General features: G+C 57.5%; 11 protein-coding genes. 8 read left to right on the plus strand and 3 right to left on the minus strand.

The features are described 5' to 3' along the window. Positions 1–42: 42 nt before the first annotated feature. On the plus strand, positions 43–1,422 hold the full coding sequence (gene ygjG / locus CE636_RS11710; protein ID WP_025999194.1) for a putrescine aminotransferase: 1,380 nt from the start codon (positions 43–45) through the stop codon (positions 1,420–1,422). A 41-nt stretch (positions 1,423–1,463) separates the two neighbouring features. Here the strand turns inward: ygjG and CE636_RS11715 are convergent, their stop codons facing one another. Further along, on the minus strand, positions 1,464–1,796 hold the full coding sequence (locus tag CE636_RS11715) for a tRNA-binding protein (RefSeq protein WP_017899720.1): 333 nt from the start codon (positions 1,794–1,796) through the stop codon (positions 1,464–1,466). A 207-nt stretch (positions 1,797–2,003) separates the two neighbouring features. On the opposite strand from CE636_RS11715, the gene ebgR reads away from it, so the two are divergent. From ebgR to ygjK, 7 genes are all read left to right on the plus strand, one after another. Further along, complete coding sequence (gene ebgR / locus CE636_RS11720) at positions 2,004–2,987, plus strand: transcriptional regulator EbgR (protein ID WP_009485173.1); 984 nt, start codon at positions 2,004–2,006, stop codon at positions 2,985–2,987. A gap of 323 nt (positions 2,988–3,310) precedes the next feature. Further along, positions 3,311–6,403 carry a beta-galactosidase subunit alpha gene (gene ebgA / locus CE636_RS11725; RefSeq protein WP_017899719.1) on the plus strand — a complete coding sequence of 1,031 codons (3,093 nt, stop codon included), beginning with the start codon at positions 3,311–3,313 and terminating at the stop codon, positions 6,401–6,403. Next, the gene (locus tag CE636_RS11730; RefSeq protein WP_017899718.1) at positions 6,400–6,849 is read left to right on the plus strand and encodes a beta-galactosidase subunit beta; all 450 of its coding nucleotides are present in this window, start codon (positions 6,400–6,402) and stop codon (positions 6,847–6,849) included. Before ebgA ends, CE636_RS11730 begins: the two co-directional genes overlap by 4 nt. Before the next feature lie 94 nt (positions 6,850–6,943). Next, a complete protein-coding gene (locus CE636_RS11735) occupies positions 6,944–8,377 on the plus strand; it encodes an amino acid permease (protein WP_009485171.1) in 1,434 nt (477 codons plus the stop codon). A gap of 229 nt (positions 8,378–8,606) precedes the next feature. Further along, positions 8,607–10,040, plus strand: a complete 1,434-nt coding sequence (locus tag CE636_RS11740; RefSeq protein ID WP_017899717.1) for an amino acid permease — start codon at positions 8,607–8,609, stop codon at positions 10,038–10,040. A 13-nt stretch (positions 10,041–10,053) separates the two neighbouring features. Further along, complete coding sequence (gene ygjJ / locus CE636_RS11745) at positions 10,054–11,112, plus strand: protein YgjJ (RefSeq protein WP_048325788.1); 1,059 nt, start codon at positions 10,054–10,056, stop codon at positions 11,110–11,112. Between the two features lie 17 nt (positions 11,113–11,129). Then, positions 11,130–13,481, plus strand: coding sequence for an alpha-glucosidase (gene ygjK / locus CE636_RS11750; protein WP_017900674.1), 2,352 nt, complete (start codon positions 11,130–11,132; stop codon positions 13,479–13,481). Positions 13,482–13,582: 101 nt separating this feature from the next. Here the strand turns inward: ygjK and lsrG are convergent, their stop codons facing one another. After that, a complete protein-coding gene (gene lsrG / locus CE636_RS11755) occupies positions 13,583–13,879 on the minus strand; it encodes a (4S)-4-hydroxy-5-phosphonooxypentane-2,3-dione isomerase (RefSeq protein ID WP_004181386.1) in 297 nt (98 codons plus the stop codon). Further along, a complete protein-coding gene (gene lsrF / locus CE636_RS11760; protein WP_004206100.1) occupies positions 13,876–14,763 on the minus strand; it encodes a 3-hydroxy-5-phosphonooxypentane-2,4-dione thiolase in 888 nt (295 codons plus the stop codon). The genes lsrG and lsrF overlap by 4 nt, the downstream gene beginning before the upstream one ends. Positions 14,764–14,770: the final 7 nt, after the last annotated feature.

Here is a 14,770-nt window from a genome sequence, read left to right on the forward strand (position 1 = left end):
TTAATCCAGTATCGTGTGATACGTCCGCCCCAGGAGCACATTTTGAACAGGTTACCTTCCAGCGCATCGGCTCTGGCCTGCAGCGCACACGCACTGAATCTCATTGAAAAGCGCACGCTTGACCATGAGGAAATGAAAGCACTTAACCAGGAGGTTAGAGAATACTTTAAAGAGCATGTGAATCCGGGGTTTTTAGAGTATCGAAAATCGGTCACAGCCGGCGGGGATTACGGAGCCGTAGAGTGGCAAGCGGGAGGGTTAAATACGCTTGTCGACACCCAGGGACAGGAGTTTATCGACTGCCTTGGCGGGTTTGGCATATTCAATGTAGGGCACCGTAATCCAGTTGTGGTATCCGCCGTCGAGAATCAACTCGCGAAACAACCGCTTCACAGTCAGGAACTGCTGGACCCGCTACGCGCGATGCTGGCGAAAACCCTGGCGGCCTTAACGCCCGGCAAACTGAAGTACAGCTTCTTCTGCAACAGCGGTACCGAATCGGTAGAGGCGGCCATCAAGCTGGCGAAAGCCTATCAGTCGCCGCGAGGTAAATTCACCTTCATCGCCACCAGCGGCGCCTTCCACGGCAAATCGCTGGGGGCGCTGTCGGCCACCGCCAAGTCGACTTTCCGCAAACCGTTTATGCCGCTGCTGCCGGGCTTCCGCCATGTGCCGTTCGGCGATATCAACGCCATGCGCACCATGCTGAGCGAGTGCAAGAAAACCGGTGACGACGTCGCAGCGGTGATCCTTGAGCCGATTCAGGGCGAAGGGGGGGTGATCCTGCCGCCGACGGGGTATTTGCCGGCGGTGCGCAAACTGTGCGACGAGTTTGGCGCCCTGCTGATCCTCGACGAAGTGCAGACCGGTATGGGCCGCACCGGCAAGATGTTCGCCTGCGAGCATGAGAACGTTCAGCCTGACATCCTGTGTCTGGCGAAAGCGCTCGGCGGCGGCGTGATGCCGATCGGCGCGACGGTGGCGACGGAGGAGGTCTTCTCGGTGCTGTTCGACAACCCGTTCCTGCACACCACCACCTTCGGCGGCAACCCGCTGGCCTGTGCGGCGGCGCTGGCGACCATCAACGTGCTGTTGACGCAAAACCTGCCGGCGCAGGCGGCGCAGAAAGGCGATATGCTGCTGGACGGTTTCCGCCTGCTGGCGCAGGAGTATCCGGACCTGGTGAATGATGTGCGCGGGAAAGGCATGCTGATGGCCATCGAGTTTGTCGATAACGAGATTGGCTACGACTTTGCCAGCGAGATGTTCAGGCAGCGTGTGCTGGTCGCCGGGACGTTAAACAACGCCAAGACGATCCGCGTTGAACCGCCGCTGACGCTCACCCTTGAGCAGTGCGAGCAGGTGCTGAAGGCGGCGCGTAAGGCGCTGGCGGCCCTGCGCGTCTCGGTTGCAGAGGCGTAATTCACACACAACCCTCTCCCGGTCGGGAGAGGGTATTTTCGTTATACCACCCGCACGCCTGCCGGCATGACGCGCTCCGGCGTCAACAGCACGCTTTCGCTTTCGTCTTCGGTTTCTGCGCATAACAGCATGCACTCAGAAGTTTCACCACGCATTTTGGCTTTCGCCAGATTACACAGCACCACCACCGTTTTCCCCAGCAGCTCCTCTTCGCTGTAGTAGGGCACCAGGCTGGTGACCGTCTGCAGCGTGCGGCCGCCGACATCAATCCGCACAATGTACAGTTTGTCAGCATTGTCATGGCGCTTCACCTCGACAATCTTGCCGACGCGCATCTCCAGTTTGGCAAAATCAGCGTAAGCTACGGTATCCATCTCTCACCTCCAGTAAATTTTTACTAAAAGATAGCAAATTTTTGCCGTTCGTCTGCATGATACTGAGAATAATGCTACTTCTGTCACGCTATCGCCGGGGAAAATAGCCCTCCCACGCAGGCGTTTTTTACTGAAATAAGGTGCAGGACGCGACGCTTGCTTTACAATGGATGAGCAAACATGGGCAACGTCCGATAAAGGAAAAAGATGGCAACGCTAAAAGACATTGCGACCGAAGCGGGTGTTTCGCTGGCGACGGTTTCCCGGGTGTTAAACGACGATCCCACCCTGAATGTAAAAGAAGAGACCAAGCATCGTATTCTGGAGATTGCGGAGAAGCTGGAGTATAAAAGCAGCAGCGCGCGTAAAACTCAGGTCCTACCTGTCGGCCATCATCATATCCTGGCGCTGTATAGCTACCAGCAAGAGCTGGAAATTAACGACCCTTACTATCTCGCCATTCGCCACGGTATTGAAACCCAATGCGAAAAGCTCGCCATCGAGCTCACCAACTGCTATCTCAATAACACCCTGCCCGAGCTGAAAAAGGTCACCGGCGTATTGATTATTGGCCAGCCGACGCGCGAGCTGCGCGAGACCGCCAGCGCGCTGACCGACAATATTTGCTTTATTGATTTCCACGAAGCCGGTAGCCCGTACGATGCGGTGGATATCGACCTGGTACGTATCGCTAAAGAGGTGGTCGACTTCTTTATCCAGCAAGGCGCGTCGCGTATTGGATTTATCGGCGGCCAGGACCAGCCCGGCAAGGCCGATATTCGTGAAGTGGCGTTTGTGGAGTACGGCCAGTTGAAGGGCGTGGTTTCAGCCGATGATATCTGGCGCGGCGGTTTTTCCAGCTCGTCCGGTTATGAGCTGGCGAAGCAGATGCTGGCGCAAGCGGAGTTTCCGCGGGCGCTGTTTGTCGCCTCGGACTCCATCGCCATCGGCGTGCTGCGCGCCATTCACGAACGCGGGCTGGCGATCCCGGAAGATATTTCGCTGATTAGCGTCAACGATATCCCCACCGCGCGCTTTACCTTCCCGCCGCTGTCGACGGTGCGGATCCACTCCGAAATGATGGGCAGCCAGGGGGTGAACCTGCTGATCGAGAAGGCCCGCGATGGCCGCGCCCTGCCGCTTAACGTTTTTGTTCCCAGCGTGTTGAAGCTGCGCGGAACCACCCGTTAATCCAACCACATCCCGGCGGCGCTACGCTTAGCCGGGCTACCGGTCCTGGCCGGAACGCCACTCTGTAGGCCGGGTAAGGCGAAACCGCCACCCGGCATAAAGCGGCTTCATCCCCCATCCAGTTCCCCGGCGGCGCTTCGCCTGGCCGGGCTACAGGTCCTGGCCGGAACGCCACTCTGTAGGCCGGGTAAGGCGAAGCCGCCACCCGGCACAAAAGCGGCTCATTTTGTGATCAAGTTAAAGTAAATCATCCCTGACGATTTTATTTAGTAAAAGTTTTACTAAAATGAGGTTTATCTTATTAAGCCGTTCAGGGAGGCGATATGAATCGCTGGGAAAACCTTCAACTCACTCATGAAAACAGGCTGCCGCCGCGGGCGTATTTCTTCTCTTACGACTCACTGGCCCAGGCGCGGACCTTCGCCCGCGAAACCAGCAGCCGCTTCCTGTCCCTCAGCGGGCAGTGGAACTTTCGCTTTTTCACCAACCCGCTGCTGGTACCGGAGAGCTTTACCTCATGCTATCAGAACGAGTGGGGGCCGATTACCGTACCGGGTATGTGGCAGATGGAGGGCCACGGTCAGCTGCAGTACACCGACGAAGGTTTCCCCTTCCCCATCGACGTACCGTATGTTCCGACCGATAACCCGACCGGCGCCTACCAGCGCCTGTTCACCCTCGGCGACGGCTGGCAGGGCAAACAAACCATCATCAAATTCGATGGCGTCGAAACCTATTTCGAAGTCTACGTTAACGGCCAGTACATCGGCTTTAGCAAAGGCAGCCGCCTGACCGCCGAGTTCGATATTAGCGCGGCGGTGAAAACCGGCGACAACCTGCTGTGCGTGCGCGTGATGCAGTGGGCGGACTCCACCTATATTGAAGATCAGGACATGTGGTGGTCGGCGGGCATTTTCCGCGACGTCTATCTGGTGGGGAAAAATCCGCTGCACGTGCAGGATTTCACCGTGCGCACCGATTTTAACGATGACTACATCGACGCGACCCTCTCCTGCCAACTGACGCTGGAAAACCTGGCTCCGCAGACGGCGGCGGCGACGCTGGAATATACCCTGTTCGACGGCGAAAAGGCGCTTTATTCGGGCAACGTCGGTCAACTGCAGGTCAGTCAGCAACTGAACACCGGCTTCACGATTGATGTGAGCGCGCCGCAGCAGTGGTCGGCGGAAAGCCCGTATCTCTATCATCTGGTGCTGACGTTAAAGAACGCCGCCGGCGAGGTGCTGGAAATCATCCCGCAGCGCGTCGGTTTCCGCGATATCAAAGTGCGTGACGGCCTGTTCTATATCAATAACCGCTACGTGATGCTGCACGGCGTAAACCGCCACGATAACGATCATCTGAAAGGCCGCGCGGTCGGCATGGATCGCGTGGAAAAAGATCTGCTGCTGATGAAGCAGCACAACATCAACTCGGTTCGCACCGCCCACTACCCGAACGACCCGCGTTTCTATGAAATGTGCGATATCTACGGACTGTTCGTGATGGCGGAAACCGACGTGGAGTCCCACGGTTTCGCCAACGTCGGCAACCTCAGCGCCATCACTAACGACCCGGCCTGGGAACACATCTACGTTGAGCGCATCGTGCGCCACGTCCACGCGCAGAAAAACCATCCGTCGATCGTCATCTGGTCGCTGGGTAACGAATCCGGTTATGGCTGCAACATCCGCGCCATGTACCACGCCACTAAAGCGCTGGATGATACCCGGCTGGTGCACTACGAAGAGGATCGCGACGCCGAGGTGGTGGATATCATCTCCACCATGTACACCCGCGTGCCGCTGATGAACGAATTTGGCGAACATCCGCATGAAAAACCACGCATTATCTGTGAGTACGCCCATGCGATGGGCAACGGTCCCGGCGGATTAACCGAATACCAGAACGTCTTCTACCAGCACGACTGCATCCAGGGCCACTACGTGTGGGAATGGTGCGACCACGGTATTCAGGCCACCGACGAAAACGGCGCGGTGTGGTACAAATTCGGCGGCGATTATGGCGACTACCCGAACAACTACAACTTCTGCCTCGATGGTCTGATTTTCTCCGACCAGACGCCGGGGCCGGGCCTGCGCGAATACAAACAGGTCATCGCCCCGGTGAAAGTACAGGCGCGGGATATCTGCCGCGGCGAACTGCGAGTGGAAAACAAACTGTGGTTCTCCACTCTCGATGACTACACCCTGCGCGTTGAAGTGCGCGCCGAAGGCGAAACGCTCTCCAGTCAGCTGCTGAAAGTGAAAGACCTGGCGCCGAACAGCGGCCGCGACCTGCAAATCGCCCTGCCGCAGCTCGACGAGCGTGAAGCTTTCGTCAACATCATGGTGACCAAAGATTCGCGTACCCCGTATAGCGAAGCTAATCACGATATCGCCGTCTATCAGTTCCCGCTTAAAGCGCGAACCGCCGCGCGAACCCCGCTGTTAAACGCCAGCGCCACGCCGCTGCAGATTGTCGATGAACGCCTCAGCTACACCATCTGCGGCCATAACTTCCGCGTGGTGTTCAGTAAGGTCAGCGGCAAACTGAGCGAATGGCAGGTCAACGGCGTCGACCAGGTAACCCGCGAGCCGAAGATCAATTTCTTCAAGCCCATGATTGATAACCATAAACAGGAATACGAAGGACTGTGGCAGCCGGCACACCTGCAGATAATGCAGGAACATCTGCGCGAATTCAGCGCCGAAATAGAGGGCGAAACGGTGGTGATCACCACCCGCAGCGTAATTGCGCCGCCGGTGTTCGACTTCGGTATGCGTTGTACCTATCGCTGGCAGATTACCCCACAGGGCCACATCAACGTTGAGCTGGCCGGCGAGCGCTACGGCGACTATCCGCACATCGTCCCGTGCATCGGCTTTATGCTGGGCATTAACGGTGAGTTCGACCAGGTGAACTACTATGGCCGCGGACCGGGCGAGAACTACGCCGACAGCCAGCAAAGCAACATCATTGATATCTGGCATACCACCGTCGACGATATGTTTGTCAATTATCCGTTCCCGCAGAACAACGGCAACCGTCAGCACGTGCGCTGGGCATCGTTCAGCGACCGCCACGGCAGCGGTCTGCTGGTCGTACCGCGCAATCCGCTCAATATCAGCGCCTGGCATTATACGGCGGAAAACCTGCACGCCGCCCAGCACTGCAACGAACTACAGCGCAGCGATGACATCACTCTGAATATCGATGCGCAACTGCTCGGCCTCGGCTCCAACTCCTGGGGCAGCGAAGTGCTGGATAGCTGGCGCGTCTGGCTCAACACCTTCAACTATGGCTTTACGCTGCTGCCGCTGGAGGGCGGATGCGGCACCTCGCAGGTACTGGCGAACCATAGCTTCGGCGCCGGTTTCTTTTCCCCCGTTGCACACAGCGAGGCTGAACAATGAGAATTCTCGATAATTTACAACAGTTTAAGCAAGTTTATCATAGCGGCCGCAAATGGCAGCGCTGCGTGGAAGCCATCAATAACATCGACAACATCCGCCCGGGTGTGGCGCATTCCATTGGCGATTCGCTCTCCTATCGGGTGGAAAACGATAGTACGACCGACGCGCTATTTGTCGGCAACCGCCGCTACTTTGAGGTGCACTATTACCTGCAGGGGCAGCAGAAAATCGAGTTTGCCGCCAAAGAAAATCTGCAAACCGTCGCCTGCTACCGCGACGAAACCGATCGCGAATACCTGAAAGGGATCGGTGAAACGGTGAAGGTTCACGAAGGGCAGATGGTGATTTGCGATATCGACGAAGCCTACCGCTTTATCTGCGATGCGCCGGTAAAAAAAGTGGTGCTGCGAGTCACGGTTGAAGACGGCTACTTCCTCAATAAGTAAACCCGCGTTAAGCGACAAGGGAGGTCAACGGGTACGCCCGTTGGCCTTTCGGTTCCAGCCCGCTGCGGCGGGTAGATGAATGATTGGAGGACGTATGTCCGAATCTGTACGTGCCAAAATCGGCAAGTTCGCGCTGTTATCGATGGCCTTTACCGCCGTCTTTAACGTGCGAAATATCGTCAATAACAACATTGAGTTAGGGCTCAGTTCCGCGCCTATCTTCTTATTCGCCACTATCGTTTACTTTATCCCGTTCGTGTTTATCATCGCCGAATTCGTCTCGGCCAATAAACACTCCGAATCCGGGATGTACGCGTGGCTGAAGCAGCCGCTGGGCACACGCGCCGCCTATCTTGGTTCCTTCCTCTACTGGTTTGTGAACCTGTTCTTTTTCCTCTCGCTGTTGCCGAACGTGGTGGCCTACGCCTCATACGCGATCACCGGTTACGCGATCCCCTTCTCGCCGATGGTGACCTCGCTTATCTCCATCGTGCTGTTCGCCATGGCTACCCATATATCCACCAAAGGGGCGACCTGGCTGGGTAAAATTTCCGAATGCGTGGCCTACGGCGTGTTCGCTTTGTTCGCGATTTACGTCGTCGGCGCGCTGACCGCGCTGGGTTCCGGTCACGTCCCGGCGCAGCCGATTACCCTGGCGGCGATGGAGCCGACCATCAACTGGGCGACGCTCGGTATTATGTGCTGGATTTTCCAGGCCGCGGGCGGCGCGGAAACCGTTGCCGCCTACCTCAACGACACCAAGGGCGGGCAGAAATCCTTTATTAAAGTCATCATCACCGCCGGGGTGCTGATTGGCGGTATGTATGCCTTAGGTTCGCTGCTGGTTAACGTCTTTGTCGCCCGAGAGAACCTGACCTACGCCGGCGGAATGGTGGAAATCTTTACCGGTCTCGGCGCCTACTTCCACATTTCTGAAGCGCTGATGGGCCGCTTCGTCGGCATCATTCTGTTTATCGCCATCTTCGGCAGCATGATGATGTGGACCGCCGCACCGGTCAAAATCCACTTCTCGGAAATCCCGAAGGGTATCTACGGCCAGAAAACCACCGAGCTGAACGCCCACGGCGTGCCGGTACGCGCCGCCTGGTGGCAGTTCCTGTTCGTTTTCCTGATGCTGATTGTTAACGGCTTCGGCTCCGCCAGCGTGCAGCAGATGATGAACACCGCCATTAATCTCACCGCCGGTACCGCCATGCTGCCGCCGCTGTTCATCATGGCCGCCTACTTCGTCTTCCGCTGGAAACACGATGACACGCCGCGCGATTTCCGTATGGGCTCAAGGAAAGTGGGCATGAGCGTGGTATCGATGCTAATTGTGATTTTCGTGGTTAGCATGACCGCTTCAGCCTTCCCGCCGGGCGTCGATCTGGTTAACGCTTTCTTTATCAACGTCTTTATGACCGCGGTCTTCTCCGGCCTGGCGTGGTGGTGGATCACCCGCTTTGAAAAAAAGCAGCAACGTCTGCGCGCCGCGGCGCCGGTTAACGCTGCCGCCGCCGGTAAATAACGTTCCTGTCGTCCCGTCAGCCCCTCATCGGCTGGCGGGATTTTTTTATCCCTCGCCTGATTACGTATTACTCAACCTTTTTCGTGATCGAGTTAAAGCTATTCGGTTTCTTTACTTCTATTTACTAAAACTTTTACTAAAATCGACATTAATTCTTAACTACCTCTACCCTACAAACAACACAACCCCCTTCAGCGACCCTCTGAAGGACAATGTGTGGAGATGTGTTATGTCTGATACTAAACGTAATACCATCGGCAAGTTCGGCCTGTTATCGCTGACCTTTGCCGCCGTTTACAGTTTCAATAACGTCATCAACAACAATATCGAACTGGGGCTGGCGTCGGCGCCGATGTTCTTCCTCGCTACCCTGTTCTACTTCATTCCGTTTTGCCTGATTATCGCCGAGTTCGTGTCGCTGAATAAAAACTCCGAGGCCGGGGTTTACGCCTGGGTGAAGAGTTCGCTCGGCGGCCGTTGGGCGTTTATCACCGCCTATACCTACTGGTTCGTAAACCTGTTTTTCTTCACCTCGCTGCTGCCGCGCGTGATCGCCTATGCCTCTTACGCCTTCCTCGGCTACGAATACATTCTGACGCCGTTCGCCACTACTGTGTTGAGCATGGCGCTGTTCGCTTTCTCCACCTGGATCTCCACCAACGGCGCGAAAATGCTGGGGCCTATCACCTCCGTCACCTCATCGCTGATGCTGCTGCTGACGCTCTCTTATATTCTGCTGGCCGGTTCCGCACTGGTGGGCGGCGTGCAGCCAGCGGATCCGATCACCGTCGAAGCGATGATCCCTAACTTCAACTGGGCGTTCCTCGGTATTACCACGTGGATCTTTATGGCGGCGGGCGGCGCGGAATCGGTGGCGGTGTACGTCAACGATGTGAAAGGCGGCTCGAAATCCTTCGTTAAAGTGATCATCCTCGCCGGGATCTTCATCGGCGTGCTGTACTCGATCTCCTCCGTGCTGATCAACGTCTTCGTCAGCAGCAAAGAGCTGAAGTTTACCGGCGGATCGGTGCAGGTGTTCCACGGCCTGGCGGCTTACTTTGGCCTGCCGGAAATGCTGATGAACCGCTTCGTCGGCCTCGTTTCGTTTACCGCGATGTTTGGCTCGCTACTGATGTGGACCGCCACTCCGGTTAAAATTTTCTTCTCGGAAATTCCCTCCGGCATCTTTGGTAAAAAAACCGTCGAGCTCAATGAGAACGGTGTCCCGGCGCGCGCGGCCTGGATCCAGTATCTGATCGTTATTCCACTGATGATCATCCCGACGCTGGGATCCAACACCGTGCAGGATCTGATGAACACCATCATCAACATGACCGCCGCCGCTTCCATGCTGCCGCCGCTGTTCATCATGCTGGCCTACCTCAACCTGCGCCGCAAACTCGACCATCTGCCGCGCGATTTCCGCATGGGCTCGCGTACCACCGGCATCGTGGTGGTATCCATGCTAATTGTGATTTTCGCCATCGGTTTCGTCGCCTCAACCTTCCCAACCGGCGGCAACATCCTGACCATTATTTTCTACAACGTTGGCGGGATCGTGATTTTCCTTGGCTTCGCGTGGTGGAAATACAGCAGATACGTCAAAGGATTAACCCAGGAACAACAACAAATAGAAGCGGCTCCGGCTTCCCATACCTCTTAAATACCTTAAAAAAATGAAAACTAACTCTTACTTATACGGGGCACTCGTTGCCCTGGCTTTTTGCGCCCCTGCGGCGGCCGCTGAGACCGTCCATCCGGCCGAGCACGACGATACCAAAACGCCGGAATTAACCACCACCTCCTATCGCTTTTACGGCGAGTTGGGGGTTGGCGGATACATGGATTTAGAAGGCGAGGACAAACATAGATACAGCGATGGCACCTATATCGAGGGCGGGCTGGAGGTCAAAAACGGCCACTGGTTCGGGCTGATTTACGGCGAAGCCTGGACGGTACAGGCCGATAGCCAGGGCAATGCCTGGACGCCCGGCCACAGCTGGGGCGGCGTGGAAGGCGGCCTTAACCGCCTCTATGGCGGCTATAAAACCGATAACAACACCGAGATCATGCTCAGCCTGCGCCAGGACTCGTCGCTGGACGACCTGCAGTGGTGGGGCGACTTTACCCCCGATCTGGGTTACGTGATCCCCAATACCCGCGACATCATGTACGCGCTGAAGGTACAAAACCGCAGCGGCGATTTCCGCTATAGCGTCACCGCCACGCCGGCCGGGCATCACGATGAAAGCAAGGCCTGGCTGCACTTCGGCAAATACGATCGCTATGACGATAAGTACACCTATCCGGCGATGATCAACGGCTACGTACAGTACGACATCGTCAAAGACGTCACCTGGATGAACGGCCTTGAAGTGACCGACGGCACCGGGCAGCTATTCCTGACCGGCGTTCTGTCGCCCAATCTGGCCTTCCGCGCCTGGCACCATACCGGCCGCGCCAAAGGGCTGGATGTCCCCGGCAGCGAAACCGGCTTTATGGCCAGCGCCATGTATGAAGCATTAAGCGGGCTCTACTTCTCCACCGCATACAGCTACGCCAAACACCGCCCGGACCACGCCGCTGATGAAACCACCGCGTTTATGCAATTTGGCATCTGGTACGAATACGGCGGCGGTCGTTTCGCCACCGCCGCCGACAGCCGTTTCTATACCAGCAACGCCAGCGGCGACCCCAGCGACAAAATTTTCCTGATGCAATACTTCTACTGGTAACAAGGAGCCGAGATACCATGAACCTCACCACTACGCTGACGCCGCTTGCCTGCGCGCTGATGCTGAGTTTTTCCGCCCATGCCGTCACCGCGCAGGCGTTTAAAAACGTCATCGACCGCAGCGGCGCGCCGCAGTATATGCAGGATTTCGACGCCGATGACCACCAGCGCTTCAACCCCTTTTTCGACCTCGGGGCGTGGCACGGCCACCTGCTGCCCGATGGCCCGGCGACCATGGGCGGCTTCCCCGGCCCGGCGCTGCTGACCGAAGAGTACCTCAACTTTATGGCCACCAACTTCGATCGCCTGACGGTGTATCAGAACGGCAAAAAGGTCGATTTCACCCTGCAGGCCTGGAGCCTGCCCGGCGCGCTGAAACAAACGCTGACCGCCCCCGGCGTGAAGGTGGAGATGACGCTGCGCTTCGCCAGCGCCCACACTTCACTGCTGGAGACCAAAATCACCAGCAACACTCCGCTGAAGCTGGTGTGGGATGGCGAACTGCTGGAAAAACTGGCCGCCAAAGAGGGTAAAGCGCTATCGGACAAAACCATTGATGAAGCCTTCCCGGACTATCAGCGCCGTCTGAGCGCCACGCCGGACGGCCTGACGGTCAGCTTTGGCAAAGTTCGCGCCGCCTCTGACCTGATGACTTCCGGTGAATCGCAGTATCAGATCCACCGTTCGCTGGTAACCGAGACCCGTATCGACGGTCATCGCTTTACCAGCAGCGCGGAGATCCGCGGCTCCACCATCCTGTACACTACCTATTCGCACCTACTTACCGCGGAGCAAGCGCGCCAGGAAAAAGCGCAAATCCGCGATATTCTGGCGCGCCCGGCGTATTATCTCGCCGCCTCCGAACAGCGCTGGGACGGCTATCTGCAAAAAGGGCTCATTAATCCGGACGCCACCGCCGAACAGACTCGCGTAGCGGTGAAAGCCATTGAGACGCTCAACGGCAACTGGCGCGCGCCGGGCGGCGCGGTGCATTACCACACCGTCACCCCATCCGTGACCGGCCGCTGGTTCTCCGGCAACCAGACCTGGCCGTGGGATACCTGGAAGCAAGCCTACGCCATGGCCCACTTCAACCCGGATATCGCCAAAGAGAATATCCGCGCCGTCTTCTCCTGGCAGATTAAAGCCAATGATAAGGTGCGTCCGCAGGATGCCGGATTTGTGCCCGATCTGATTGCCTGGAACCTGAGCCCCGAGCGCGGCGGCGACGGCGGCAACTGGAACGAACGCAACACTAAGCCAAGCCTCGCGGCCTGGTCGGTGATGGAGGTGTATAACGTCACCAAAGATAAAGCGTGGCTGGAAGAGATGTATCCGAATCTGGTGGCCTATCACGACTGGTGGCTGCGCAATCGCGACCATAACGGTAACGGCGTGCCGGAATATGGCGCGACCCGCGATAAGGCGCACAACACTGCCGACGGCGCCATGCTGTTCACGGTGAAAAAAGGGCAAACCGAGCAGACGCTTTCCGGCCTCAGCGCCTACGAGCAGGTGACGGCCAAAGGCGATTACGACAGCCTCGAAATCCCGGCGCAGGTAGCGGCATCGTGGGAATCCGGGCGAGACGATGCGGCGGTATTTGGTTTTATCGATAAAGAACAGCTGGATAAATATGTCGCCAACGGCGGCAAACGCAGCGACTGGACGGTCAAATTCGCCGAAAACCGCGACCGCGACGGCAACCTGCTGGGGTATTCGCTGCTTCAGGAGTCGGTCGATCAGGCCAGCTATATGTACAGCGATAACCACTATCTGGCGCAGATGGCGACCGTTCTTGGCAAAGCGGAAGAGGCAAAGCGCTATCAGGCGCTGGCGGCGAAGCTGGCGGATTATATCAATACCTGCATGTTTGACCCGCAGACCCGCTTCTATTACGACATTCGTATCGAGGAACAACCGCTAGCCAACGGCTGCGCCGGTAAACCGATCGTCGAGCGCGGCAAAGGGCCGGAAGGCTGGTCGCCGCTGTTTAACGGCGCGGCGACGCAGCAACATGCTGACGATGTGATTTCGGTGATGCTCGACCCGAAAGAGTTCAACACCTTTGTGCCGCTGGGCACCGCCGCACTGACCAACCCGGCCTTTGGCGCCGATATTTACTGGCGTGGACGGGTGTGGGTGGATCAGTTCTGGTTCGGCCTGAAGGGAATGGAGCGCTACGGTCATCGCGATGAGGCGCTGAAGCTGGCGGACGCCTTCTTCCAGCACGCCAAAGGCTTAACCGCCGATGGCCCGATTCAGGAGAACTACAATCCGCTGACCGGCGCCCAGCAGGGGGCGCCCAACTTCTCGTGGAGCGCGGCGCATTTATATATGTTGTATAACGAGTTTTTCCGTAAGCCGTAGCGTTTTCCCCTCACCCTACCCCTCTCCCACAGGGAGAGGGAACCGTTCGAAGCCGCTTTTCTCCCTCTCCCCTCGGGAGAGGGTCGGGGTGAGGGCTCGTCTCACACCTGCGGCAGCAGGCCGATAAAGCTGCGCTTCTGCCGCGGCTGCGACATCATCTCCTCCAGCTTTTCGACGCAGGCTAAATAGTGCGGGGTTTTCTTGTGCGCCAGCACCGCCTCATCGTCTTTATAGGCTTCGTAGATAAAAAAGCGGGTCTTCACTTCCGGATCCTGCAGGACATCAAAGCGCAGGTTGCCCGGCTCCCGCAGCGCGCCTTCGTGGTTGGCGCGAAATACCTCGAGAAACTCGTCGACCCGCTCCGGTTTGATATTGATCTCCACCAGCGTCACGTTCATTTCCGCTCTCCCTGTTTCTCTTCCTGCCAGAACTGGTACGCTTCGCGCGCGTTCAGATTCTCATGCACCACCTTTTTCACCGCCTTCAGCATCGCCCGTGGGGCGCTGGACTGGAAGATATTGCGTCCCATATCCACCCCGGACGCCCCCTGGTCGATCGCCCGCCAGCACATCTCCAGCGCCTCATGCTCCGGCAGCTTTTTGCCCCCGGCGATGACGATCGGTACCGGGCAGCTGGCGGTCACTTTCTCAAAACCGTCCTCAACAAAATAAGTCTTCACAAACTGCGCCCCCATTTCGGCGGCAATCCGGCTGGCCAGCGAGAAGTAGCGGGCGTCGCGGGCCATCTCTTTGCCGACGCCAGTGACCGCCAGTACCGGCATACCGTAGCGGTTGCCGGCGTCCACCAGTTTGATGATGTTATTGATCGACTGATGTTCGTATTCGCTGCCGATATAGACCTGCGCCGCCACCGCGCAAACGTTGAGACGCAGGGCGTCCTCCATCGCCACCGCCACGCATTCGTTGGAGAGTTCACTCAAAATCGAGTTACCGCCGGAGGCGCGCAGCACCACCGGTTTATTGGTCGCCGCCGGTACCTGACTGCGCAATACGCCGCGGGTACACATCAGCACGTCGGTCTCCTCGAACAGCGGCGCAATCGACAGGTCGATACGCTCCAGCCCGGTGGTTGGCCCCTGGAAGTAACCGTGGTCGAAGGCCAGCATGACCGTGCGGTTGCTGTGCGGATTAAAAATGCGCGCCAGCCGCGACTGCATGCCCCAGTCCAGCGAGCCGCAGCCTTTCAGGGTGTACAGCGTGTTCTGCTGCGGGCGGTCGAGGCCGAAGTCCTTGCCCTCTTTGATATCATCTAAATCAGCCATCTCATCC

The sequence above is a fragment of the Klebsiella sp. LY genome (assembly GCF_004010915.1).
GTDB classification, from domain to species: Bacteria; Pseudomonadota; Gammaproteobacteria; order Enterobacterales; family Enterobacteriaceae; genus Klebsiella; species Klebsiella quasipneumoniae.